Consider the following 24,655-nt stretch of genomic DNA (forward strand, 5'->3'; position numbering starts at 1 on the left):
AAGCGCAATCCGCCATATAACCAAAACAAGAAGTTCTGCACTTCATTGCTACAAATTGCATATAACGTCAGGCATGCGGGGGCAGCGCAGCACCTTCGATGCGACAACGCAGCCAGTCCCGCGCACGGTAATAACGCAACGTCAATTGCGGGCCAAAACCCATCCAGAACGGCGCTTTATGCAACGGTTCAATCTTGAGTGCCAACTCGCTCGCGGGCATGTCCAGCGCCCACTCCGCCAGAATGCCGCCGAGCATACTGCCGGTCGGCACACCACGTCCGGAGAGGCCCGTCAGCGCCACGACGCCGGGTGCCAGTTGATATAAACGCGGAATGGTTCGTTGCTGCATATCCAGCTCGCCGTACCAGAAATAGTCCCAGCGCAGCGGCTGCCCGATGGCCGGATGCAGCCAGCGCAGGCGATCGCTCATCACCTGATGGGTATAATTCATCTCCCGCCCACGCCGCCCCATCGGGAACATTGAGGCGACGATGCGCCCTTGCTGGTTATATTTGTAGACATAGATATCACCACGACCGTCATGAATAGTGGTGTTTAGTGGCAATACCTTGCTGCGCAGCGCCGCATCCAGTGGCTGAGTGGCGGCGACAAACACCCGCATGATGCGAAAACTCTGTTCCAGTTGTGGCCAGCCGGCCACGGTGTACGCCCCGGTGGCGAAAATCACTTTATCTGCCAGCACATGACCTTGTGGTGTGATCACCTGCCAGGCTGTTCCCTGCTTTTTCACCTCGCTAACCGGAGAGGCACAGTAAACTTCGCCGCCCTCCTGCCCCACAGCCCGCGCCAGACCACGCGCATAGCCGAGCGGATTAAGATGTCCCCCTTCATGATGAAACCAGCCACCATAAAAACGCGGACTGCCGCTGATGCGCTCCGCCTGCGCCGCATCCACCGCTTCGGTATGCGCCCCAACCGCGTTGTACTGACGCGCTTTTTCCTCAATCAACTTCATCGCACCCGGTCGCGCCGCCGCCTGGAGATAGCCGTTCTGTTGCCATTCACAATCAATGTGATAATCGCGGATCATCGCGCTGACCTGGTGATTGGCCTGGGTCTGACGTCTGATTAACCGCTCGGCCCAGGGCTCACCCAGCAAGCGACGCAGTTCCGGCAGCGAGAAATGGGTAAACGTTGGGGTGCAGTGCCCGGCATTGCGCCCGGAGCCACCAAATCCCGCCTGCTGAGCTTCCAGCAGCATGACCTTCACGCCTTGTTTTGCCAGCGTCAGAGCGGTGGTCAGCCCGGTATAACCGCCGCCCACGATGCAGACATCCGCGTGATGTTCTCCCTGCAAGGAGGGCAAGTCAGGCGCGGGTGCCGCCGTGGCAAACCACAACGAATCTTCGAACGGGGAGAATCGGGCCATTGCGCATCACCTCACTCTTTGTCGCTGCGGGCATCCAGCGCATCGCGCAGCCCATCACCAATGAAGTTAAAGCAGGTCACCGCCAGCGTAATGGCGATGCCCGGCACCAGCGCCAGCCAGGGCGCACGGATCAGATACTGCTGCGCGCCGTTCAGCATATTGCCCCAACTGGGCAACGGTGGCTGGATACCGTAACCGAGAAAGCTGATATAGGCTTCCAGCAGGATGGCGCGCGCCACCGTCAGCGTGGCTGCCACGATAATCGGCCCGACCACATTCGGCAGCAGCTCACGGAACATAATCCAGCGCCCGGAAAGCCCCAGCATCCGTGCCGCCAGGATGTATTCGCGTTCACGCAACGAGCGCACCTCGGCCTCAACGATACGCGCTACTTCCATCCAACTGGTGACGGCGATAATCACCGTGATCATTGCCGGATCGGGCTTGATAAACGCCGCCAGCGCCAGCAACAGAAACACGCTGGGAAAGGCCAGAAAGGCATCGACGATACGCATCAGCACGGCACCGACACGGCCACCGTAGTAGCCGGCCACAATGCCGACCAGGGTTCCGAGCATGATGCTCAGCACCATGGCAAAGAAACCCACCAACAGCGAAATACGCCCGGCCATCAACAGGCGCGCCAGCAAATCACGCCCGAGCGGATCGGTACCGAGCCAGTGCCAGCCAGTCAACGGCGGTGCGAAGCGTGCACGCAGGTCAATATGCAAGTCATCAAACGGCAGCAGCGACGGGCCAAACGCGCAGGCCAGCGCCATCAGGATAATCAGCAACAAGCTGGCGCAGGCCAGTTTATGGCGCACAAAGCGTTGTAAGGTGCGGTTGCGTAGCCAGCGCACAGGCGTGACCGGCGGCGTAATCACAGAAGATGCCATCTTGCCTCCTTAAGCGGGACGAATACGCGGATCGACCAGCGCGGTGATCACATCCGCCAGCAGGTTGCCAATCAGCACCAGAATTGCCGAGCACATCAGCAGCCCCATGACCACCGGATAATCACTGTAGCCCAGGCTATCGAGAAACAGACGTCCCATGCCCGGCCAGGTAAACACCGTCTCCGCCACCAGCGCGCCACCCAGAATGGTCGGCAGCTGCATCCCGGCGAGGGTGATCATCGGTAACAGCGCATTGCCTACCACATGCTTCAGCAGCACGCGACGTGGCGGCACCCCTTTGGCCCGCGCGGTTTTGATGAAATCCTGATTGATCACTTCCAGCGTGGCGGTGCGCATATAACGACTCCAGATCGCCACATCGACAAAGGTCAGCACCAGCACCGGCAACACCAGATGGCGTAGCACATCCAGCAGCGAACCATCGCCCACCGTGTACATATTCCCGGCGGGCAGCCATTGCAGCTTCAGGGCAAAGAAGTAGATCGCCACCAGCCCGAACCAGAAGGTCGGAATCGACAGCGCCACCATCGCACCCATAGTGGCAAAGCGATCAAACAGGCTATCGCGCTTGATGGCGCTCTGAATACCGATCCACACACCGATGGCGATCGAGAACACCATCGAGGTGCACATCAGCAACAACGTCGCCGGCAGATGCGAAAAAATGATGCTCAGGACCGGCTGACCGTCGCGATATGAACGCCCCCAGTCACCGCGCAGCAAATGACTGAGCCAGTCGAAATATTGCACCGGCAACGGGCGGTTCAGCCCCATCTGTGTGGCGATACGCTGCATCGCCTCCTGGGTCATCCCCGGTGTTAAGGCGTATTGCGACAACGGCCCGCCCGGTGCCAGATTGAGGGCAGCGAAACCGATAATGGATACCAGGAACAACAAAATGATGCTTTGACCGCAACGTCGTAACAGAAATGCGCCCACGGCTCTCCTCCCCGGCGTGACGGCTTCCTGCCCGTCACGCACGTTGTGAATGGAATCAGGCTTTCTTATCCCAGTACCAGGTGTTGGCGTTCCAGCTATCGATACGCACGTTGATGTTGGGCGTGATATTCTCCGCGCCCTCTTTGTGCCCGCGCACGTTGGCAAAGCTGAACAGCGTCAGGAATGGCATGTCCTTCCGCACCAGCGACTGAATTTGCAGGTAAGCCGCTTTGCGTTGCTCCGGCGCGAACTCGGCGCTGCCCTGCGCCAGCAGTTTGTCCACTTCGGGATTTTTGTACTGGAACACATTCTGCCCCGCGCCCCCCTGCGCCGGGATGGCATCAGAACGCATATACGTGGCGGTATCGGGATCAGAGCCGGTGAGGTAATTCAGGCCGACAATGGCGCTGTCAAACTTCGACAGCATCCAGTAATCCCCCCACATCACCGCCGGTGGCAGGTTAGAAATCTTCATCTCCACACCGATCTCCTGGAAGCTCTGCTGCATAAACTGCTGCATCTGTTCGCGCAGATGGTTGCCAGCGGTGGTGGAGTTGGTGAACGACAGTTTGACGCCATTCTTTTCGCGAATACCGCCCGCTCCCGGTTTCCAGCCCGCTTTATCCAGCAGGGCTTTGGCCTTGTCGAGATTGAATTCGTGTGCCGGGAGGGAGGCGTTGAAATAGGCCGACTGACGCGGCATATAGGTTTCGGTCGGTTTCGGCAGTCCGTAGTAAAGCGCATCAATAATGGTTTGTTTATCAATGGTGTAATACAACGCCTCTCGCACGGCCGGGTCCTGGAACTGAGGACGGGCGAGGTTAAACGCAAAGTTCTCAATGGTGGCGCTCTGGAATACGTCCACCACTTTCCCCGGCAATTTTTTCGCCTCGTCGTAGTGGTCGGCTGAAATCCACTGCAACCCGGCGATATCGATATCGCCAGAGACAAACTGGGTATACATCACGTTGAGATCCGGGATGTACTTATAAATCAGACGGTCGAGCTTCGGTCCATCACCGTAGTACTCTTTGTTAGCGGTCAGTTCGATATGATCGCCCGGCACGCGCTGCTGCCACTTGAACGGCCCGGTGCCAATCGGTGCGCTGTTGAACGGCGCGGTGTTTTTGTCCTGCACGTTGGCAAAGCCGTGTTTGGGAATGATAAAGGTGGCGGCGAGGATCGAGGTGTAAGGCGAATAGGGTTTCTCCATCCGCCATTTGATTTCAGTCGGTGAGACAATGGTGATATCACGCACCAGTTCATGTCCGGAACGGCTCCAGCTGCGGAAATTCGGGTCCACCAGCAACTCAAGGGTGAACTTCACGTCTTCCGCAGTGAACGGTTGGCCATCGTGCCACTTCACGCCATCGCGCAGTTTGAGATGAAAATTCAGCCCATCGGCAGAGATGCCGCCATTGGCCTGGGTTGGCACTTCGGTCGCCAGTGCCGGGGTGAAATTACCTTTCTCATCAACGCCGAACAGCGGATCAAACAGGCTGAAATGCAGACCGTCATCCACCTCGATATGCGGCATCAACGGGTTGAACACCGTCGGTTCCTGCGAGAATCCGACCACCATCTGTCCACCGCTACCGGCTGCCCCGGTCATCGCCGCGCGTGCGACATTGCTGCCAAACAGCCCTGGCAGCGCCATCGCGGCGGTGCCGGAGGCCAGATACACCAGCGCCTGCCGACGGGAAATTTTTGGCAGGGAATCTGCAAACTTATCGCTCATCGTTTTTCCTCAGGTGAACAGAAACACAACGCCGCGCAGCGGCAATCAGAATTAGTAGCCGGTCATAATTTCAATCTTCGAACCATCAGTGAAACGTGAAAAACGGAACGCTTTCGGGTCCACCACCGGCGTGCGGTTCAGCACCAGATCGGCGGTGAGACGCCCGGCTCCCGGACCAATGCCAAAGCCGTGACCCGAGAAGCCGGTCGCCATCACCAGGCCGGGATAGCGGTCAACATGGGAAATCACCGGAATGGCGTCGGGCAGTACATCGATGCATCCGCCCCAGCGTTGCGCCACCTTCAGTCCGGCCAGCGCTGGCAGTTGCTGCTTCAGTTGTTCCAGCACGTTATTGGTGAGTTTTTTCGACGGCGGCAGGTCCAGTACGCGGCAGTACTCAAACGGGCTGGGTTCATCCAGATGCCAGTGGCGTGCCATCCGCCATTCGTCATAGAAACGTCCGGTCAGCCGTAGCCGCAACGAACCCCATTCATGGCGCAGCGCAGGCAGGAAGTTACGCGCAAAGCGGAAGCTGTCCGGCACAATATCCACTTCACTTTCATGACCGGAGGCGATGGAGTAGCCGCCGTCCTGACGTTTGCGAATGGCAAAATCGCGTGTCCAGAATGCCGCTTCCGGGCCTCCGGGCAGTGGCTCAGTGCGCACCACGCTGTTTAATACCTTGAGCTGCGGCAGAAACAGGCCAAAACGTTGTGCCATCAAACTGGACCAGGCGCCTCCTGCCAGCACCACCGTCTGGCAGGCGATAGCACCGCGTTCGGTTACCACCCCGGAAATCCGCCCACCGCTGGTTTCAATGCCGCGCACCGCGCACTCCGTCAGAATATGAGCGCCGTGGCGACGCGCCGCTTCGGCAATGGCAGGGGCCGCTTTCTGCGGCTCGGCGCGGCCATCATCCGGGGTGTAGAGTGCACCAACGCCCTGCACTTTATGGCCGGGAAACCGTTGCGCGACCCCGTCACGATCCAGCATCTCAGCACGAAAGCCGGTGCCATCCATATGGCGCGACCAGTTTTGCAGTTCACTGAATTCCTGGTCGTTAGCACAGTTAAAGGTGATGCCGGCACGCCGATAACCGGTATCCGCCTGTAAACGCTGATCCAGTTGCTGCCAGAGTCGCAGCGATTCAGCCATCAGCGGCACTTCACGCGGATCACGCCGTGCCAGTCGCACCCATCCCCAGTTGCGGCTTGACTGCTCATGACCAATGCCGCCCTTTTCGCACAGCGCGACACTGACGCCCTGCTCAGCAATTTCCAGCGCGGTAGCGCAGCCAATAATGCCGCCGCCAATCACCACCACATCGACTTTTTCCGGTAATGTCACATCGCCGTGCACGGGTACTACAAACGGACCTGGCATAATTATTCCCACAGGTTATTGACGGTTATTAATTTCCGACATCAGACGCACGCAGCGATATTTCGGCAACAGTTCACCATGAGGGGAAAATTAATTTCTCCCCCACCGTAATTATCCGATTTTATTACTGCGTTACGGCTGTAAGACTTTTTTTAATAAACGGATGACGGTCTGTTTTTCTCTCGCCGTCAGCCGTTGAAAAAAACGATCTTCCTGTAGCTGTGTCAGCTCACGTACACGCTGTGCCAGCGCCTGACCATGTTCGGTAAGAAACAATGCCTGAGAGCGGTTATCGCTATGATCAGCTTCGCGCCTCAGCAACTGTTGTTGTTCCATCTGGTCGAGCAGGCGCGCCATAGCGGAACGGTCGCGCTGGATCACATCGGCAATCACCGAAGGCCGAATACCGGGGTGGCGGTCCACCACCAGCAGGGTGCTGATTTTGCCGGTGCCGCGCGCCACTTCGAGTCCGGCCAGTTGCTGGTCGAGGTCGCGCGACACGGCGATATTGATGCTGCGAATGTAAAAACTCAGCATATTACCCAAGGGTCCCAAATCCACGTCGGTGGCCTGTTGCGGAACGGCAGGTACGGCTGGTTTTGTCATTCTGCGCTCCACATAACTGAAAAAAACGTCTCAGAAGAAGGGATTAGGGCAGTACAAACTTTCCTCCAGTATTGGTGAGATAGTGGACAATGACAACGACTTTTGTCATAGCTTTTTCCAATTTCACTTAAGATGCCACCCGCTCTTCGGCATGACCGGGAATGGCGCTCACCAACTGTTGGGTATAGCGATGCTGCGGCTCACGGAACACCGCCTGTGGTGTGCCTTGCTCGACAATTTCACCTTTAAACAGCACCGCGATGCGGTCACAAATCTGGCTGGCAACGCGCAAATCATGGGTAATAAAAATCATCGCCACCTGGGTTTGCTGTTGAATGCTGCGCAGCAATTCCAGCACCTGTGCCTGAATTGACACATCCAGCGCCGACACCGACTCATCAGCCACCAGCAGCACCGGATCGAACATCAGCGCACGCGCAATGCCGATACGCTGGCGCTGGCCGCCGGAGAACTCATGCGGGAAGCGGTTCCAGGCACTGGCATCGAGCCCAACCCGTTGCAGCAGTTGTTTCGCTTTGCGTTCGACTTCGTGCGGTGTCATGCCACCCAGCGCCAGCGGCCCAGCCGAAAGAATGGTGCCAATGGTGTGACGTGGGTTGAGCGAGGCAAACGGATCCTGAAAAATCATCTGGATATAGCGACGCAGCGGGCGGAACTCGTTCTCCTTCATTGGCTGGATATCACGGCCATCAAACAGGATTTCGCCACTATCGGCCGCCAACAGCTTCAGCAGCACTCGCCCAAGCGACGATTTGCCCGAACCGGACTCCCCGACAATACCAAGAGTTTCACCCTTATTGAGGCTGAAGCTGACGTTGTTCAGCGCCTTCACTTCGCGGCTGCGGCTCAGCCAGCCGCCGTCGCTGCGGTAGGTTTTTACCAGGTTTTTCACCTGCAATACCGTTGGCGTATTGCGTATGTCTTTTTCCCCGGCATGCATGCGGGGCACGGCGGCAATCAGCTTCTGCGAATAGGGATGTTGCGGCGCGTTAAGCACCTGCTGCGCCGGGCCGGACTCCACCATATGGCCCTTCTCCATCACAATCACCCGATCGGCAATCTCTTCCACCACGCCAAAATCGTGGGTAATAAACATCACGCTCATCGCCTTGCGCTGTTGCAGGCCACGAATCAAACGCAGAATTTGTGCCTGTGTGGTGACGTCGAGCGCCGTGGTGGGTTCATCGGCAATCAGCACATCAGGGTCGAGCGCCAGCGCCATGGCGATCATCACCCGCTGACGCTGCCCGCCGGAGAGGCGAAACGGATGTTGATGCTGGATTTTATCGGGCTCCGGCAGCCCCACCTCTTCCAACAGCGCCAGCACTTTTTGCTGGCGTGACGCGGCAGTGCCAACGTTGTGCGCCAGCATCACCTCCGCGATCTGCTCGCCGATGGTCATCAATGGGTTGAGGGCCGACAGCGGGTCCTGGAAAATGATGGCGAGGGTTTTGCCCTGGAGCTGGCGCAACTGTTCCGGCGTTTGTTGCAGCAGATTGGTGCCGCGCAACAGGATCTCGCCACCCTGCACGCGCAGGGCTTTCGGTAACAGGCCCATAGCAGCATGGGCGGTCACGGATTTGCCCGAGCCGGATTCACCGATAATGCAGAGAATTTCTCCCGGCCACAGATCAAAGCTGAGATTTTCCACCGCATAGCGACGGTCCATCCCGGCGGGCAGCGCCACCGAAAGTTGGCGCACGGAAAATAATGGGGCGATGTTGTCAGGCTTTTCCATATTGACGCTCCTGGTTGCACAGAAAAATAATTTTTTCAGTATCTAAGCCAGCGGTTAAATAACGGAATTGACCAGCAGGATGAATTTAATTTTTAAATTAAGAAGGGAAAATGACACAGAAAGGTTGAGAGTAAATAATAGGTTTTACTTATTTTGCATCCGACTTATCTGCGCGATAAATCGCGCCGCTACAAAAGATAGCACATACTGTAGCGGCGCGATTTATCGCGCGTCATTAACAAAGATTACCCCCCACTTTTGGCGATCATCCGGCGATAATTATTCAGCCATTTGCCGCTGGTCAGACGCCACCAGAAGCAGATACCGCGCACGGTCCAGTCGAGGAACATGCCGAGCCATACGCCAATCACCCCCATACCCAGCACAATGCCAAGCAGATAACCGGCCACCACGCGCGCGCCCCACATGCTGAACATCGAGACATACATGGTGTAACGCGCATCGCGTGCACCTTTCAGCCCGGCAGGTAGCACCCAGGAGGCGGTCCAGATTGGCATAAACGCGGCGTTCAGCCAGATCAGGTGTTTGGTCACCGAAATCACCTCCGGGTCGCGGGTATAGAACTTCGCCAGCAACCCGGCTATCGGCACGGTAAGCGCCGCGAGGCTACATAAGCCAATCATCGCCAGCCAGAATACATGTTTGATTTGCCGTTCCGCCTGCATCACCTGGTTACGTCCAAGACGTTTGCCGGTGATAATGGTCGACGCCGACCCCAGGGCGTTGCCCGGCAGGTTAATCAGCGTGGCGATGGAGAAGGCAATAAAGTTACCGGCGATTTCGTTGGTCCCCATCCCGGCGACAAAAATCTGCGTCAGCAGTTTACCCCCGTTAAACAGCACCGACTCGATACTGGCCGGAACACCGATACTTAGCACCTCCATCAAAATGCCGTAGTTCCAGCGTCGGAAGTAGCTTTGGATGGAGATTTTCAACGCCGGGTTGATACCGAGATACAGCACATAAATCGCCGCAATCGCCCCGATATAGCGTGAGATAGTCAGCCCCAGCCCGGCACCGATAAAGCCCAACCCTTCCCAACCGAGACAGCCATAAATCAGCACGGTACTGATGACGATATTGAGAATGTTCATCCCGCCGTTAATCAGCATCGGAATTTTGGTATTCCCCGCCCCACGCAGCGCCCCGCTGCCAATCAAGGCAATCGCTGCCGCCGGGTAACTCCACGCCGAGGTTTGCAGGTAGCTGAGCGCCAGCTCCTTGACCTTGGGTTCGGCGCTCCCGGCAATCACATCAATGATCAGGTGGCCCCAAACCTCAATGGCGATCACCAGCACAAACGCCAGCACCGTCATCAATCCCAGCGACTGGCGGGTTGCCGCGCGCGCCCGTTTACCGTTGCGTTTGGCAAGGCTAAACGCCACCACCACCGTGGTGCCGAGATCAATAGCGGCGAAGAATGAGATGATCACCATATTGAAGCTGTCGGCCAGACCTACGCCTGCCATCGCTTCTTTACCCAGCCAACTGACCAGGAAGGTACTGAGGACGCCCATCAGCATCACACATAAGTTTTCGATAAAGATGGGCACGGCCAGCGGCGTGATTTCACGCCATAACAGCGTGCGATAAGAACGGCGTTTCGGATACCACGCCGTATTTCTGATCGCACGCATCACTGCTACGCCAGGATTTTGCAAGGGAATACCAAATCACTTTGGACAAGAAGAATAATAATGATAGGACGCTAACAATTATGCAAAATGTTTCCCGTCAACATTTAATCATTATTACAAACTTTTTGTCCCCGAGGCGGCAGGATGTTCGACTGCGCCTCCCAGATAGGCACTGCGCACCTCCTCGTTATGCAACAATTCCTCGCCGCTGCCGCTGAGTCGTATCTCGCCGTTAACCATCACATAACCCCGATCCGCCAGTTGCAGCGCATGGCGCGCGTTCTGCTCCACCAGAAACAGCGTCATGCCCTGCTGCGTCAGCTCACGCAGGATGGCGAAGATTTGCTTCACCACCAGCGGTGCCAGCCCGAGGCTGGGTTCATCCAGCAGCAGCAATTTCGGGCGGCTCATCAACGCACGGGCAATCGCCAGCATCTGCTGCTCACCGCCCGACAGCGTCATCGCGCGCTGTTTGCGCCTTTCCAGCAGTCGGGGGAACAGCTGATACATGCGATCCTTATCCTCGCGCGCAAAGCGGTCGCCGATGGCAATGGTGCCCATCAGCAGATTTTCCTCCACTGTCATATCCGGGAAGATGCGCCGGCCTTCCGGCGCCTGCGCGATACCACTGGCGGCGATAAAATGGGTGGATCGGTGGCTGATGGCCTCACCGCGAAAGCGAATCTCGCCAGCGGCGATGCGCGGCTGGCTGAAAATTGACATCAGCAGCGTCGATTTACCCGCCCCGTTGGCACCAATCAGCGCCACGGTTTCGCCTGCATTAACCGTCAGCGACACCTGCTTCAGTGCCTGCACCGGGCCATAAAATACATCCACCTGTTCAAAGCTCAGCATCGGTTCAGACATGGTCATCCTCCTCTTCCGCGCCGAGATAGGCAGCAATCACCCGCGGGTCATGACGGATTTGCTGCGGCGTGCCTTGCGCAATCACGTCGCCATGATCCAACACCACGATATGATCGGAGATACGCATCACCATCGGCATATCGTGTTCAATCAACAACACGCTGATACGATGGTCAGCGCGCAGCCGATGCAGAGTCTGGCTTAACGCCTCAGTCTCCACCGGGTTCAGGCCTGCCGCCGGTTCATCAAGGCAGATCAGCTCCGGGCGGGTACACATGGCGCGGGCAATCTCCAGTCGCCGCTGCTGCCCATAAGATAAGGTGCCCGCCAGTCGGTTAGCGCTGCCTACCAGGTCAACGTTCTCCAGCCAGTAAAATGCCCGGTCCAGCGCGCGATTCTCCGCTTCGCGATAACCACGGGTATTCAGGATGCCAGCGATCAGTTGACGGTTAACCTGCATATGCTGCGCCACCAGCAGGTTCTCCACCACCGACATCTCGCGAAACAGGCGGATATTCTGAAAGGTACGCGCCAGCCCGGCGCGGTTCACCAGATGTGCGCCACCAAACATTTTGTACCAGATACGTGAACCCAGCCGCGCCGGATGCAGCCAGTCGCCGGGATGAATTTTCTGTCCCAATACCTGGATCACATCGGTCGATCGCTGATTGGCGTTAAGGGTGATGCGCCCGCCAGTGGCGCGATAGAAACCGGTCAGACAGTTAAACACCGTGGTTTTACCCGCGCCGTTCGGGCCGATCAACGATGTCACCGAACCCCGCTCCACCGCCAGGCTGACGTCGTTCAGCGCCTTAATACCGCCGAAGCGCATCATCAGGTTATCCACCTGCAAAATCGCATCACTCATGGCGCACTCCTTTACGCAGCGGTACACCCACGCGCGCGGTACGTACCAGGCCACGCGGTCGCCAGATCATCATCAGCACCATCAACATGCCAAACAACAACACGCGATATTCGGCAAAGCTGCGCAACAGTTCCGGGGCGACCGTCAGCACAAAAGCCGCCAGCACCACGCCGAGCGTCGACCCCATCCCGCCCAGCACCACAATGGCGAGGATCAGCGCCGATTCAAAGAAGGTGAACGAGGTTGGATTGACAAAGCCCTGATAGGTGGCGAAAAACACCCCGGCGATCCCGGCGGTGGACGCGCCGAGCATAAACGCCGACAGCTTGACCAGAACATGATTCAACCCCATTGCGCGACAGGCGATCTCATCCTCGCGCAACGCTTCCCACGCGCGGCCAATCGGCATACGCGTCAGGCGATGTTTGATCCACAACACCAGCAACACCACCAGAACCAGCACCACATAGATAAAGATAAACTTCATGTTCGGGTTGTAGTCGAGATGGAAAAACTCGTTGTAGGGGACACCGCCCTCGCGTGCGCGACGGCCAAACTCCAGACCAAAAAAGGTCGGTGCCGGCACCGAGACACCATTGGGACCACCGGTAAAGGCCAGCCAGTTGTTGAGGATCAGACGGATGATTTCACCAAAACCGAGGGTGACGATCGCCAGGTAATCGCCATGCATCCGCAGCACCGGAAAACCGAGTAGCGCCCCGGCAAAGGCCGCCATCAAGGCCGCCAGTGGCAACATGCTCCAGAAACCCAGGCCGAGATACTCATAACCTAACGCCAGACCATAAGCGCCGATGGCGTAAAACGCCACATAACCGAGGTCCAGCAACCCGGCAAGCCCCACCACGATATTCAACCCGAGGCCGAGCAACACATAAATTAAACCCAGGATCGCTACCGTCAGCAGGTATTTACTGGAAAGGAACGGAAAGGCCAACGCCAGCACCACCACCAGCGGCAGGACCCAGCGCAGCGCTGAGCGGTGGCCCGGCTCACGCACATATACCCCGTCATCGCTGCCTTCGAACTTGCGGGCGAAGCGTTGTCCGGTCGGAGTTTGCAGCAACAGGCTGAGCAGCAGTCGCCCCACCATCACCACCCCCACCAGCAGCGCGACCCGCAGTGGCGACAGATGAAAACTGTAGCCATCCAGCACCACGCCGACGATCGGTCCAAACACCACCAGCGCCACCAGCCCGGCCATCAGACAATCCAGCAGCGACTGGCGCACATCCACAGATTGCGTCATTGCACTCATTTCGGCGTCCTCACACTTTGGCAACCAGCGGTCGTCCCAACAGCCCCTGTGGCCGGAAGATCAAAATCACCACCAACAGAGCAAAAGAGAAAACATCTTTGTAATCGGAGTTCACCAGTCCGGCGAATTGCGCTTCCGCCACCCCGAGCAGCAGACCGCCGAGCATCGCCCCGGGCAGCGAACCGATACCGCCCAGTACCGCAGCGGTAAACGCCTTGATGCCGATGACAAAGCCAATGTAGAAATCGAAAGTGCCGTAGTTCATGGTCACCAGTACCCCGGCCAGCCCGGCCATTGCCGCACCAATCATAAACACCAGCGAGATCACCCGATCGGTGTTGATACCGAGAATCGCGGCCATGCGCCGATCCTGCTGCACCGCACGACAAATCCGCCCCAGCCGCGTGTACTGAATAATCCACGTCAGCAGCGCCATGCCGCACAGAGCGGCAATCAGAATAAACACTTTGGTCCAGGTGATTTGCACCACGCCACCATCAATCTCCATACGCAGCACGCCACTCATCAACGTGGGGATGCCCTGCTGGTTCGGTCCCTGGCTCAATTGCACGTAGTTCTGCAAAATCAGCGACATGCCAATCGCCGAAATCAACGGCGCAAGACGGGTGGAGTTGCGTAACGGGCGATAAGCGATGCGCTCAATGGTCCAGCCATACACGGCGGTGATGACGATAGTGAAGATCAGGGTGCCGAAAATCAGCAGTGGAAAGGAGTGGATGCCGAAGAAGCTGAGCAGGCCCAGCCCGATGGCACAAAGATAGGCGGAGACCATATACACCTCGCCGTGGGCGAAGTTGATCATGCCGATAATGCCGTACACCATGGTGTAGCCGATAGCAATCAGCCCGTAAACCGCGCCCAGCGTCAGGCCGTTCACCAGTTGCTGAAGAAAGAAGGCGTCCATATGCAAGTCCCGTGCTTAAGGGGAGCGCAAACCTCGCGCCCAATCGCGAATGGCCCCGCTGCACGCGGGGCCGCGTGTCAGCTTACAGCTGGTGATATTTGCCTTTATCGTCCCACTGGTAGACCACGTAATCCGAGACTTTCAGGTCGCCTTTGCCATCCCAGGCTTTTTTACCCATTACGGTATCGACGCTATTCGCTTTCAGCCAGTCGCTGGCTTTGGCGTTATCTTTCCCTGCGGCTTTATACGCAGCGGCCAGTGCCTGCACCGAGGCGTAGGCATACAGGGTGTAACCTTCCGGCTCAAAACCACCCGCGCGGAACTTGGCGATCACCGCTTTACCATCCGGGATCTGACGCGGGTCCTGACCAAAGGTCATGTAGACCCCTTTGGTGTATTGCGGGCCACCGGCAGCAGTCACCATATCTTCCGTCACGATGCAGTCACCGGAGAAGAAGGCAGCCGTAACGCCCTGCTCACGCATCTGACGCACCAGAGGCCCCGCTTCCGGGTGGCAACCGCCAAAGTAGACCACATCCGGTTTCACCGAGGCGATTTTGGTAACCAGCGCGTTGAAGTCTTTCTCACCACGCGACAGACCTTCATATAACACCTCGTTGACGCCACGTTTTTCCAGCGCCGCTTTGGTCGCATCAGCCAGCCCCTGACCGTAGGTGTCTTTATCGTGGATCACCGCCACGCGTTTGGCCTTCAACTTATCGATGATGTAGTTAGCCGCAATCGCCCCTTGTTGGTCGTCACGGCCACACATACGGAACATGGTTTTCATGCCGCGTTCAGTGATTTGTGGGTTGGTGGAACCGGGGGTGATCGCCAGCACACCGGCATCGTCATACACTTCAGAGGCGGGCATGGTGGAGGAGGAGCAGAAGTGGCCGACCACCGCCAGCACTTTGTCCTGATCCACCAGACGGTTAGCTACCGCCACCGCCTGTTTTGGTTCGCAGGCGTCATCGCCCTGCACCAGCACAATTTTCTCACCGTTAATGCCTCCGGCAGCGTTGATATCATCCGCCGCCTGAGTGGCACCTTTCCAATACTGTGCGCCGTAAGTGGCATTAGGGCCGGAAAAGGGTCCGGCTACACCAATTTTAATGTCTGCCTGGGCATAAAACGCCGCACTCAGGCAACCAGCAATCACGACCTTCAATGGTACTTGTATGAATTTCAAAGACATGCTTTCAATCCTCAACGGGTCAGGAACGGAGCCATACCACGGCCTGGGAGAAATCAATTTCTGAAACTTAACGAAGTGCGATGAGTGGCCAGCAGGGCCACGGTTAACGATTAAGCAAAAACCTCGCCAAAGGTAAGCATTGGTGACAAGTTTTTGCACCGACAGCGCGTTAAAGCGGCGGGAACACGTCTGCTGATCTTAACCATAGCCAGCGTTTGCCGACGCACCAGCACTCTGATGGTGCAGAATGCGGTCGATCACAGATTCTTCATGGTGCTGAGGGGTTTACCCGCTATGCTATAGCCAAATCGGCCCAAATTTCGGAGGGAGAACCTATGACTACACAACGGAACGGCATCAGCAGCCAGCAGGCGCTGGATGAACTGGAACGCCTGTACGACAACGCGGTTGCGGCTTTACGCAGCGCAATTCGTGACTTTACCGAACAGGGACGTCTGCCGGATGAAACGGCACGGCAGCAGGGATTGTTTGTTTACCCGGAACTTCGCCTTACCTGGGCGGGCGATGGCCCGCAGCAGAACCGCACCCGTGCCTGGGGCCGCTTCACCCATACCGGCAGCTACAGCACCACCATTACCCGTCCGGCCTTGCTGCGTCATTACCTGAGCGAGCAACTGTCGATGATTGAGAAAGAGTACGAGGTGGTGATTGAGGTCGGTCCCTCTCAGCAGGAGATCCCCTACCCTTACGTGATCGACGGTTCGGACCTGTCGCTGGATCGTTCCATGAGCGCCAGCATCGCACGTCATTTCCCCACCACCGAGTTGTCGCAAATTGGTGATGAAACCGCCGATGGCCTGTTCAACGCCGACGCGCAGTTCCCGCTGTCGCATTTTGATGCGCTGCGTACCGACTTCTCGCTGGCGCGTCTGCGTCACTACACCGGCACCGCCGTTGAGCACTTTCAGCCGTTCGTGCTGTTCACTAACTACACGCGTTATGTCGATGAGTTTGTGCGCTGGGCGATTGAGCAAGTACAGGATCCGAACACACCTTACGACAGCCTTGCCTGTGCTGGCGATGTGGTGATCACCAAAGAGACCCAGGACCCGGAAGCGATGATGTCGGACCTGGCGTGGAAGAAGCACCAGATGCCCGCCTGGCACCTGACGTCACCCAATCGTCGCGGCATTACGCTGGTGAATATCGGCGTGGGGCCATCCAATGCCAAAACCATCTGCGACCATCTGGCGGTGGTGCGTCCCCATGCGTGGTTGATGATTGGTCACTGCGGCGGCCTGCGCGAAAGCCAGACCATCGGCGACTATGTGCTGGCCCACGCCTATCTGCGTGACGACCATGTGCTGGACAGCGTATTGCCGCCGGATATCCCGATCCCCAGCATTGCCGAAGTACAGCGCGCGTTGTACGACGCCACCAAAGCGGTGAGCGGTATGCCGGGTGAAGAGGTCAAACAACGCCTGCGTACCGGCACCGTGGTGACCACCGATGACCGTAACTGGGAGCTGCGTTACTCCGCTTCGGCGTTGCGCTTTAACCTGAGTCGCGCTGTGGCGGTGGATATGGAGAGCGCGACTATCGCAGCGCAAGGGTATCGCTTCCGTGTGCCGTATGGCACTTTGTTGTGCGTTTCAGATAAGCCGCTGCACGGGGAGATCAAGCTGCCAGGTCAGGCGAATCGCTTCTATGAAGGGGCGATTTCGGAGCATTTGCAGATTGGGATTTGTGCGGTGGAGTTGCTGCGGGCGGAGGGTGATAAGTTGCATTCGCGCAAATTACGCACCTTCAATGAACCGCCGTTCAGGTAGGACCCGGTGCGGTTGGTGACCCTTCTGGGCAGGTGCGGTCTGTGACCCTCACCCCGGCCCTCTCCCATAAGGGAGAGGGAGATGTGCCATATGCTCGATCTGTTCCCTCTCCCGCTTGCGGGAGAGGGTTAGGGTGAGGGACCAGGGTGAGGTTAATTACGCGCTCAACCAACCCAGCTTAATCACAAACAGGATAGACATAATAATCAGCGCCGCATTCACCTCTTTGGTACGGCCACTCAACAGCTTCACCACCGTCCAGGTAATAAACCCAAACGCGATACCGTTAGCAATCGAGTAAGTCAGCGGCATGGTCAGCGCAGTGACCGTCACCGGCGCAGCCGTGGTGATGTCTTTCCAGTCAATCTCCGCCAGGCCAGAAGCCATCAGCACCGCCACGAACAGCAGCGCAGGCGCAGTGGCGAATACCGGCACGCTACCCGCCAGCGGCGAGAAGAACAGGCTCAGCACGAACAGAATAGCCACGACAATCGCGGTCAGACCGGTACGACCACCGGCGCTGACGCCCGCTGCCGATTCAACATAACTGGTGGTGGTTGAAGTCCCCAGCAGAGAACCAAACAGCGCAGCCGCACTGTCGGCGATCAGCGCACGGCCCATTTTCGGCACGTTGCCCTGCTCATCCGCCAGACCCGCACGCTTGGTCACACCCAGCAGCGTACCGGTGTTGTCGAACACGTCGACAAACAGGAAGGCGAAAATCACGCTCACCAGGCCCACGTTAAAGGCACCGGCGATGTCCAGTTGCATAAAGGTCGGAGCGATAGACGGCGGTGCAGAGAACACGCCACCAAACGGCGTCAGGCCAATACCCATCGACAGGAATGTCACGATCAGGATGCCGATCAGCACCGCACCGGTCACGCGACGCGCTTCCAGTACCACGATGATGACGAAGCCCAACAGCGCCAGCAGCGGGCCAGGTTTGGTCAGATCGCCCAGGCCCACCAGGGTCGCCGGGTTATCCACCACGATACCCGCGCCTTCCAGCGCAATCAGCGCCAGGAACAGGCCGATACCGGCAGCAATCCCGGCACGCAACGGCAGCGGAATACTGGCGATAATCCATTCACGGATTTTGAACACCGACAACGCAAAGAAGATACAGGCTGACAGGAACACCGCACCCAGCGCGATTTGCCAGGTGTAGCCCATGTGCAGCACCACGGTGTAAGTAAAGAAGGCGTTGAGGCCCATACCCGGCGCCAGCGCAATCGGGTAGTTCGCAATCAGGCCCATCAGCACGCAGCCGATTGCCGCCGCCAGACAGGTGGCCACGAAAACCGCGCCCTTATCCATACCGGTCGCACCCAAAATGCTTGGGTTAACAAACAGGATATAGGCCATAGCCAGGAAGGTGGTTATGCCCGCGATAACTTCGGTGCGGACCGTTGTGTTGTGCGCTTTTAGCTTGAATAGTTTTTCTAACATCATCATCTCTCGTGATGGGGAGACGTCACTGACGTGCGTTCTCTTGCCAATGGGGTGTGCATGCGCGTTATTGTTGCGGGAAAAGGCAGACGGCTGCATGCTCGGCCATCAATCCGCCTTGTTACTAAACTCCTTTCCCCCTGTCCTCATAGCAATTGCTATGCCATAACAGGACGCAATCGTTTACCTTCACGACTGTATCTTAGACTCAGACAATTCTGAACCAGAACGAGGCGCGATTATGGTGCATTGCACCATGCGCGCGCAATCGTTTTCCCACACGTCAACCGGGTAGCGAAAAAAGATTGCGGTAACGCACGCTTTCAAACTCTGTCAGGCGATGCCGCTCACGTTTCTGTTGCCTGATTAAGCAGGCAAAAGTGGTCGGTATACACTCTCGTTAACCCTTCCATAACAAAAGAGGCCCGTAATGAAGCCCGCAATTCTGGTAGTGGATGACGATCGCGCGGTATGCGAACTGCTGCACGATGTATTGAGTGAACATGTTTTTACCGTATTCAGCTGCCATCAGGGAAAAGATGCGCTGACGTTGCTGGATAAACACCCGGAAATCTCGCTGGTGATGCTGGATATGATGCTGCCGGACACCAATGGTCTGCTGGTGCTTCAGCAAATGCAGCGCCAACGACCTGAGCTGCTGGTGATCATGCTAACGGGCATGGGATCAGAAGCGGATATGGTGGTGGGTCTGGAGATGGGCGCTGACGATTATATCGCCAAACCGTTTAATCCCCGTGTGGTTGTTGCGCGGGCGCGTGCAGCATTACGCCGTTGTGGTCGGCTGGCGCAACCCGTCAGCACCCAGGACGAGGGTTGGCAGTTTAACGGCTGGCGACTGGATGAAACACGCTGCCAACTGTTTAACCCCCAGCGTGAGACGGTGACGTTAACCCAGGGTGAATATGCGTTGCTGCGCGCCCTGGTGTGTCATGCCCGCAAAGTACTGACGCGCGACCAGTTGCTGGAGCTGACCCACAGTGAAACGCTTGATGTGTTCGACCGTACCATTGACGTGCTGATCATGCGGTTGCGCCGCAAGATTGAGATGAACCCGCATCAGCCGAGCCTGATCCGCACCATCCGTGGTCTGGGTTATGTTTTCTCTGCGGATGTGATGCGCCCGGCCTCTGCCGTGCATGTCACACAAATCGCCTGATCCATCCAGCGCTGCATCTCGGCCAGTGGCCGGGTGCCGTCCAGCGCATTCGCCGCGTGCAGATTAAAACAGGCGCAGGTATGCGCCAGCTTCAGCGTCTCGGTCATTGGCCAGCCCTGATGACTGGCGTATAACACGCCGGCACAAAAGGCATCCCCGGCCCCGACGCTGCCAACAATCTCTTCTGGCGTCAGTTGCCACGCCGGTTGCCAGCGCCCTTCACCGTTGACCTCCTGGCCCCATGCCCCTTCTGGCGCATGGATCACCACGCGTCGCCGGACGCCCTGCTGCACCAGCCAGGTCGCCGCCGCCGCAAAGGCGTCAGGCGGTGCGATCCCCGTCGCGCTGCGCAGCCTGACGCCGGTCAGGGATTGCGCCTCCAGTTCGTTAATCACCAGATAATCGAGCCAGCGCAGTGCGGGCACCACCAGCGCCTGGTACTCCCCGACGCGCGACACCAGATCGAGCGAGGTCAGATAGCCGCGCTGCTGCATTTGCGCCAGCAGATGGGCACCGCGCGTTCCCCAGTGTTCATCCGGTAAATCAAGACAATCCAGCAGCAACAGATAACCGAGGTGGAAGATGCGATGGGAGGTATGGATAGCGGCAAAATGCGGTAAATCGAGCTGTGCATTGGCCCCGCGGGCATGAAAAAACGTACGCTGACCATCCGGTGTGGTCATCACCTGGGTCATGGCGGTGTTCACGCTACGGGTGCGCTGTACCAGGCGGCGATCAACCTGATGCTGGTCCAGCAACTGCACGATAAAATCACCGTCGCTGTCCTCGCCGATCATCCCCACCCCGGCCAGCGGCAAATCAATCTGCATACGCGCCAGGGTGAACAACACGTTAAGCGCGGCCCCGCCACTGCATTTTTCACTGTGGTGGATCTCAGCCAGCCAGCCTTGTTCCGGCCAGTGACTGATGCGCTGTACATGATCCACCAACATGCTGCCCGCTGCCAGGATGCCGCTGCGTATTGTCATCTCAGGCCCTCCCGGCGCTGCCGAACACCCGCATCTGCTGAGCCACCACGTTGCTGATATCACGCTCCACGGCCATCAGCAGCTCGGCAAAGGCGTCATAACGCGCCTCTCGCTGGGCAATCTGGTTCTCGATCGCTCCCAGTGCCGCCTGCGACATGCCGGTATAGAAGTTGATTTTGTGGATACCCAGGCTGATGGCATGGCGGAAATCGGCATCGCTGATACCGGAACCGCCATGCAACACCAACGGCACGCGTGCCGCATCACGGATCGCCGCCAGCCGGTCGAAATCGAGTTTCGGCTCGCCTTTGTACTTACCGTGCGCATTGCCGATTGCCACAGCCAGACAATCAATGCCGGTGCTGCGCACAAACTCGGCTGCCAGTTGTGGATCGGTGAATTTATCGCTGTCGGCCTCGCCAAACAACGCGCCACCTTCATCGCCCCCCACCGCGCCAAGTTCCGCTTCCACCGATACGCCAAGCGCGTGACAGATTTTCACCACCTCCTGAGTCTGGCGCACGTTCTCGTCATAACTGAGGGTCGAGCCATCAAACATCACCGAGGTAAAACCCAGGCGGATGGCCTGCATCACCGCGTCGAAGTGCAGGCCGTGATCGAGGTTGAGTACCACCGGAATATCGTGCAGCGCCGCTTCGGTACGAATGGCAGCAATCAGATGATCGAGGCTGACATACTTAAAGTGCACCTCGGCAATGTTGATGATAAACGGCGAACGTTGCTGTTCCGCCGCGTGAAACAGCGCACGCAGAAAGTGGGTATCGAGCACGTTAAACGCGCCCAGCGCATAACCATTTTGTTGCGCATGAGCCAAACCCTGCGCCAGTGAAATCAGTGCCATAGAATGCTCCTTCAGGCCAGCCAGCGGGCATATTCGTTACACAGCAACCAGCGCGGATCTTCATCCTCATCAATCGGGTTGAAGCGTGCCAGCGGGGTGAGAAAGACATTGTCGTGCTCGTCGTCGTTCGGCATGGAGACTTCCCCTACCAGCACATCGCCGTAGCCCTCTTCGCCCCAGAAGCTGTGCCAGATGCCGGGGACAAGGGTGACGCTTTCGCCCGGCGACAGACGCAGTTGCGAACCGGCGGCATGGGTCTGGCGTAGGCCATCAAGGGTGACGTTAACCGGCGTGTTAGCCAGTTGCTGGCCGTCACGGTTGTGCAGCGTGACAATCAGGTTACCGCCGCCACGGTTGATAATGTCTTCCATCTTTTGCGGGTGATAATGCATCGGCGTCACCTGCCCTTCGCGCACATGCATGATTTTTTCCGCATAGGGTTTGCTCCACGGCTTACCGCCGCGTGAGCCGTTGCGCAGGGTGAACAGGGTTAACCCGGTCTGAAAAAAATCCTCGGCACCAAAGCTGGTGACATCCCAGCCCAGATGCAGGGCCAGCAGTTCATCGGCGACAGATTTATCCAGCGCACGCCACTGGCTAAGACCGTAATCGGCCCAGCTCGGCAGGTGGACATCCTGGCGCATAAAGAATTCGCGGGTCAGTTGTAGAATGGCATTCACTTCCGAACGTTGCATCACTGCGTCTCCGGTCAGTGGGAAGTTGGGGCGGCGCGAGCCTTAACTGAACAACATTACGCCGCCCAGGTCGGTTATTTCACCGTCCAGCCTTTGTAGCTGCCGACGTTGTTACGATCGATCATCGTCACCGGGATCAGCACCGGTTTGTCCGGCGCTGACTTGCCTTGCAGGATGTCGTAGCCAATCTCCACGGCTTTGGCTGCCATCACCTGCGGATCTTGTGCCGGTGTAGCGACAAACAGCGAACCTTTGCGCTTCAGCGCCTCTTCACCGTCCGGGCTACCATCGACGCCGACAATAAAGAATTCACTGCGTTGCGCCTGTTTGGCGGCCAGATCCGCGCCGATGGCGGTAGGATCATTAATCGCGAACACCGCATCAATTTTCGGGTTAGCTGACAGCAGGCCGGTCATCACTTCCAGACCGCCTTCACGGCTGCCTTTGGCGTTTTGGTTCGATGACAGAATCTTGATATCAGGATGGGTTTTGAACTCCGCCTCGCAACCTTCGACACGGTTCTGCACGGCGGAAACCGGCGGTCCGTTGATGATCACCACGTTGCCTTTGTTTTTCAGGCGGTCGGAGATGTATTTACAGGCCATCGCCCCGGCCTGGGTGTTATCGGAGGTGATGGTGGCATCGGCCCCTTCGGCGGCCACGTCCACCGCCACCACCACGATACCGGCATCGCGCGCGCGTTTCACCGCCGGGGCAATCCCTTTGGAGTCGGCGGCGTTGAGGATGATCATGTCCACTTTAGCGGCGATAAAGTTATCAATCTGCGCCACCTGCTGACCAAGATCGTAGCCGCTGGAGACCAGCGTCACCTTCACGTCGTCACCGGCCAGCTTGCGCGCTTCCAGGGCCGCCCCTTTGGTGATCTGCACGAAGAACGGGTTGGCGAGATCGCCGACGGTAACACCAATGGCTTTTAACTCTTTGGCCTGGACCAGCGGCGCACTGAGAAGCGTGGCCGCCAGCAGTCCGGTAAGGATCGGATTAAAACGCATAGTCGATGTTCTCCTGCTTTTTTTGGTTTTGTATTGTTGCTGCCCTTGCCCTCACCCTCACCCTAACCCTCTCCCGCAAGCGGGAGAGGGAACCGATCGAGCATATGGCACATCCCCCTCTCCCTTATGGGAGAGGGCCGGGGTGAGGGTTACAGACCGCACCTACCCCACATGATGCCGGGTGCGATATTTATCGATCAGCACGGCGATAATGATCACCGCGCCTTTAATCACCAGTTGCCAGAAGTACGACACCCCCATCAGCGTCATACCGTTATTCAGGGTGGCGATAATCAGCGCACCAATCAGCGTGCCGGTAATGGTGCCGATGCCGCCGACGAAGCTGGTGCCGCCGAGGATCACCGCAGCGATGGCATCCAGCTCATAGCCGACACCGAGGTTGCCGTTGGCGCTGTAGAGACGCGAGGCGCTCATCAGGCCGCCCAAGCCGGACAGCAGGCCGCTCACCGCGTAGACAAACACCAGCACCGCACCAACCTTGATACCGGTCAGCCGGGCGGCCTGCATGTTGCCGCCCACCGCATAGATATGAACCCCCAGCGTGGTACGGCGCAGGATGAACCAGCACAGCGCAATCACCGCAAAGGCGATGACAATCAGCCAGGGAATCGGCCCGATGTAGCCGTTGCCGATCCACTCAAAGTTGATGTCGGAGTTGATCACCGTGGTGCCGTCGGCCAGCAGGTAGGCCGCACCGCGCAGCGCGGTATAAGTACCGAGGGTGACGATAAACGGCGGCAGTCCCGCCCACGCCACCAGCAAGCCATTGAACAGCCCCATGATCAGCCCTGCCCCGAGCGCCGCCGGAATGGTCAGGCTGGCGAAGGCCGGATCGAGCGACACCACCATTGCCACCACCGCGGTAGTACCGAGCATCGACCCCACCGACAAATCAATGCCACCGGTCAGAATCACAAAGGTCATCCCCGCCGCCAGCACGATGTTGATCGACGCCTGACGGGTAATGTTCAGCAGGTTGGCCTCGGTAAAGAAGTTCGGTGCAACAAAGCCAAACACCGCGACAATCAGAATCAAAATCGGCAGGATGCCAACGGTCTGCAACAGATCCGCCATCAGCGCCCGTTTCAGCGTGGGGTTTTTCATTCGGGTGGTTTCACTGGTCATCCTCGTC

At 57.8% G+C, this 24,655-nt stretch carries 21 protein-coding genes; 2 read left to right on the top strand and 19 right to left on the bottom strand.

From position 1 onward, the window contains the following. Positions 1-67 precede the first annotated feature (67 nt). From AC6I8R_RS12770 to AC6I8R_RS12830, 13 genes are all read right to left on the bottom strand, one after another. The gene (locus AC6I8R_RS12770) at positions 68-1,390 is read right to left on the bottom strand and encodes an NAD(P)/FAD-dependent oxidoreductase (RefSeq protein WP_497832415.1); all 1,323 of its coding nucleotides are present in this window, start codon (positions 1,388-1,390) and stop codon (positions 68-70) included. Positions 1,391-1,401: 11 nt separating this feature from the next. Beyond that, positions 1,402-2,286: an ABC transporter permease gene (locus AC6I8R_RS12775; RefSeq protein ID WP_021182829.1), complete on the bottom strand. Its 885-nt coding sequence runs from the start codon at positions 2,284-2,286 to the stop codon at positions 1,402-1,404. A gap of 9 nt (positions 2,287-2,295) precedes the next feature. Further along, a complete protein-coding gene (locus tag AC6I8R_RS12780) occupies positions 2,296-3,246 on the bottom strand; it encodes an ABC transporter permease (RefSeq protein ID WP_021182828.1) in 951 nt (316 codons plus the stop codon). Positions 3,247-3,301: 55 nt separating this feature from the next. After that, the gene (locus tag AC6I8R_RS12785; RefSeq protein ID WP_497832416.1) at positions 3,302-4,984 is read right to left on the bottom strand and encodes a peptide ABC transporter substrate-binding protein; all 1,683 of its coding nucleotides are present in this window, start codon (positions 4,982-4,984) and stop codon (positions 3,302-3,304) included. A gap of 51 nt (positions 4,985-5,035) precedes the next feature. Further along, positions 5,036-6,367: an NAD(P)/FAD-dependent oxidoreductase gene (locus AC6I8R_RS12790; protein ID WP_021182826.1), complete on the bottom strand. Its 1,332-nt coding sequence runs from the start codon at positions 6,365-6,367 to the stop codon at positions 5,036-5,038. A gap of 132 nt (positions 6,368-6,499) precedes the next feature. Then, complete coding sequence (locus AC6I8R_RS12795) at positions 6,500-6,973, bottom strand: MarR family winged helix-turn-helix transcriptional regulator (protein WP_021182825.1); 474 nt, start codon at positions 6,971-6,973, stop codon at positions 6,500-6,502. Between the two features lie 127 nt (positions 6,974-7,100). Next, entirely contained in the window at positions 7,101-8,732 is a 1,632-nt protein-coding gene (locus AC6I8R_RS12800; protein WP_415173566.1) for an ABC transporter ATP-binding protein, read from the bottom strand. Positions 8,733-8,977: 245 nt separating this feature from the next. Beyond that, entirely contained in the window at positions 8,978-10,390 is a 1,413-nt protein-coding gene (locus AC6I8R_RS12805) for an EmmdR/YeeO family multidrug/toxin efflux MATE transporter (RefSeq protein ID WP_415173567.1), read from the bottom strand. A 114-nt stretch (positions 10,391-10,504) separates the two neighbouring features. Continuing rightward, on the bottom strand, positions 10,505-11,257 hold the full coding sequence (locus tag AC6I8R_RS12810; RefSeq protein WP_021182822.1) for an ABC transporter ATP-binding protein: 753 nt from the start codon (positions 11,255-11,257) through the stop codon (positions 10,505-10,507). Continuing rightward, entirely contained in the window at positions 11,250-12,125 is an 876-nt protein-coding gene (locus tag AC6I8R_RS12815) for an ABC transporter ATP-binding protein (RefSeq protein ID WP_497832417.1), read from the bottom strand. The genes AC6I8R_RS12810 and AC6I8R_RS12815 overlap by 8 nt, the downstream gene beginning before the upstream one ends. Then, the gene (gene livM, locus AC6I8R_RS12820; protein ID WP_036624910.1) at positions 12,118-13,401 is read right to left on the bottom strand and encodes a high-affinity branched-chain amino acid ABC transporter permease LivM; all 1,284 of its coding nucleotides are present in this window, start codon (positions 13,399-13,401) and stop codon (positions 12,118-12,120) included. Before livM ends, AC6I8R_RS12815 begins: the two co-directional genes overlap by 8 nt. Before the next feature lie 10 nt (positions 13,402-13,411). Further along, positions 13,412-14,326, bottom strand: a complete 915-nt coding sequence (locus tag AC6I8R_RS12825) for an ABC transporter permease subunit (RefSeq protein WP_415173569.1) — start codon at positions 14,324-14,326, stop codon at positions 13,412-13,414. Positions 14,327-14,408: 82 nt separating this feature from the next. Then, positions 14,409-15,524: a branched-chain amino acid ABC transporter substrate-binding protein gene (locus AC6I8R_RS12830; protein ID WP_036624907.1), complete on the bottom strand. Its 1,116-nt coding sequence runs from the start codon at positions 15,522-15,524 to the stop codon at positions 14,409-14,411. A gap of 335 nt (positions 15,525-15,859) precedes the next feature. Between AC6I8R_RS12830 and AC6I8R_RS12835 the strand changes: the two genes are divergently transcribed. Next, the gene (locus AC6I8R_RS12835; protein ID WP_021182817.1) at positions 15,860-17,314 is read left to right on the top strand and encodes an AMP nucleosidase; all 1,455 of its coding nucleotides are present in this window, start codon (positions 15,860-15,862) and stop codon (positions 17,312-17,314) included. Positions 17,315-17,470: 156 nt separating this feature from the next. Here AC6I8R_RS12835 and AC6I8R_RS12840 read toward each other — a convergent pair whose 3' ends face one another. After that, positions 17,471-18,769, bottom strand: coding sequence for an NCS2 family permease (locus AC6I8R_RS12840; RefSeq protein ID WP_021182816.1), 1,299 nt, complete (start codon positions 18,767-18,769; stop codon positions 17,471-17,473). A 427-nt stretch (positions 18,770-19,196) separates the two neighbouring features. Between AC6I8R_RS12840 and AC6I8R_RS12845 the strand changes: the two genes are divergently transcribed. After that, on the top strand, positions 19,197-19,943 hold the full coding sequence (locus tag AC6I8R_RS12845) for a response regulator (protein ID WP_036624905.1): 747 nt from the start codon (positions 19,197-19,199) through the stop codon (positions 19,941-19,943). Here AC6I8R_RS12845 and AC6I8R_RS12850 read toward each other — a convergent pair. From AC6I8R_RS12850 to AC6I8R_RS12870, 5 genes are all read right to left on the bottom strand, one after another. Then, complete coding sequence (locus AC6I8R_RS12850; protein WP_208724085.1) at positions 19,880-20,932, bottom strand: carbohydrate kinase family protein; 1,053 nt, start codon at positions 20,930-20,932, stop codon at positions 19,880-19,882. The two genes, AC6I8R_RS12845 and AC6I8R_RS12850, sit on opposite strands and share 64 nt — an antisense overlap. Before the next feature lies 1 nt (position 20,933). Next, complete coding sequence (locus AC6I8R_RS12855) at positions 20,934-21,794, bottom strand: ketose 1,6-bisphosphate aldolase (RefSeq protein ID WP_415173571.1); 861 nt, start codon at positions 21,792-21,794, stop codon at positions 20,934-20,936. Between the two features lie 11 nt (positions 21,795-21,805). Further along, positions 21,806-22,489: a D-lyxose/D-mannose isomerase gene (locus tag AC6I8R_RS12860; protein ID WP_021182811.1), complete on the bottom strand. Its 684-nt coding sequence runs from the start codon at positions 22,487-22,489 to the stop codon at positions 21,806-21,808. A 74-nt stretch (positions 22,490-22,563) separates the two neighbouring features. Beyond that, positions 22,564-23,502 (bottom strand): ABC transporter substrate-binding protein, encoded by a 939-nt coding sequence (locus tag AC6I8R_RS12865; RefSeq protein ID WP_497832418.1) that lies wholly within the window; start codon positions 23,500-23,502, stop codon positions 22,564-22,566. Between the two features lie 162 nt (positions 23,503-23,664). Then, the gene (locus tag AC6I8R_RS12870) at positions 23,665-24,648 is read right to left on the bottom strand and encodes an ABC transporter permease subunit (RefSeq protein ID WP_021182809.1); all 984 of its coding nucleotides are present in this window, start codon (positions 24,646-24,648) and stop codon (positions 23,665-23,667) included. Positions 24,649-24,655 lie beyond the last annotated feature (7 nt).

This window comes from Pantoea sp. X-Soil-OKNW-713 (assembly GCF_059730685.1).

Coding starts and splice junctions, on each gene's coding strand:
- AC6I8R_RS12770 (WP_497832415.1), bottom strand. CDS start 1,390: ATGGCCCGATTCTCCCCGTTCGAAGATTCGTTGTGGTTTGCCACGGCG.
- AC6I8R_RS12775 (WP_021182829.1), bottom strand. CDS start 2,286: ATGGCATCTTCTGTGATTACGCCGCCGGTCACGCCTGTGCGCTGGCTA.
- AC6I8R_RS12785 (WP_497832416.1), bottom strand. CDS start 4,984: ATGAGCGATAAGTTTGCAGATTCCCTGCCAAAAATTTCCCGTCGGCAG.
- AC6I8R_RS12790 (WP_021182826.1), bottom strand. CDS start 6,367: ATGCCAGGTCCGTTTGTAGTACCCGTGCACGGCGATGTGACATTACCG.
- AC6I8R_RS12795 (WP_021182825.1), bottom strand. CDS start 6,973: ATGACAAAACCAGCCGTACCTGCCGTTCCGCAACAGGCCACCGACGTG.
- AC6I8R_RS12800 (WP_415173566.1), bottom strand. CDS start 8,732: ATGGAAAAGCCTGACAACATCGCCCCATTATTTTCCGTGCGCCAACTT.
- AC6I8R_RS12805 (WP_415173567.1), bottom strand. CDS start 10,390: ATGCGTGCGATCAGAAATACGGCGTGGTATCCGAAACGCCGTTCTTAT.
- AC6I8R_RS12810 (WP_021182822.1), bottom strand. CDS start 11,257: ATGTCTGAACCGATGCTGAGCTTTGAACAGGTGGATGTATTTTATGGC.
- AC6I8R_RS12815 (WP_497832417.1), bottom strand. CDS start 12,125: ATGAGTGATGCGATTTTGCAGGTGGATAACCTGATGATGCGCTTCGGC.
- livM (WP_036624910.1), bottom strand. CDS start 13,401: ATGAGTGCAATGACGCAATCTGTGGATGTGCGCCAGTCGCTGCTGGAT.
- AC6I8R_RS12825 (WP_415173569.1), bottom strand. CDS start 14,326: ATGGACGCCTTCTTTCTTCAGCAACTGGTGAACGGCCTGACGCTGGGC.
- AC6I8R_RS12830 (WP_036624907.1), bottom strand. CDS start 15,524: ATGTCTTTGAAATTCATACAAGTACCATTGAAGGTCGTGATTGCTGGT.
- AC6I8R_RS12835 (WP_021182817.1), top strand. CDS start 15,860: ATGACTACACAACGGAACGGCATCAGCAGCCAGCAGGCGCTGGATGAA.
- AC6I8R_RS12840 (WP_021182816.1), bottom strand. CDS start 18,769: ATGATGTTAGAAAAACTATTCAAGCTAAAAGCGCACAACACAACGGTC.
- AC6I8R_RS12845 (WP_036624905.1), top strand. CDS start 19,197: ATGAAGCCCGCAATTCTGGTAGTGGATGACGATCGCGCGGTATGCGAA.
- AC6I8R_RS12850 (WP_208724085.1), bottom strand. CDS start 20,932: ATGACAATACGCAGCGGCATCCTGGCAGCGGGCAGCATGTTGGTGGAT.
- AC6I8R_RS12855 (WP_415173571.1), bottom strand. CDS start 21,794: ATGGCACTGATTTCACTGGCGCAGGGTTTGGCTCATGCGCAACAAAAT.
- AC6I8R_RS12860 (WP_021182811.1), bottom strand. CDS start 22,489: ATGCAACGTTCGGAAGTGAATGCCATTCTACAACTGACCCGCGAATTC.
- AC6I8R_RS12865 (WP_497832418.1), bottom strand. CDS start 23,502: ATGCGTTTTAATCCGATCCTTACCGGACTGCTGGCGGCCACGCTTCTC.
- AC6I8R_RS12870 (WP_021182809.1), bottom strand. CDS start 24,648: ATGACCAGTGAAACCACCCGAATGAAAAACCCCACGCTGAAACGGGCG.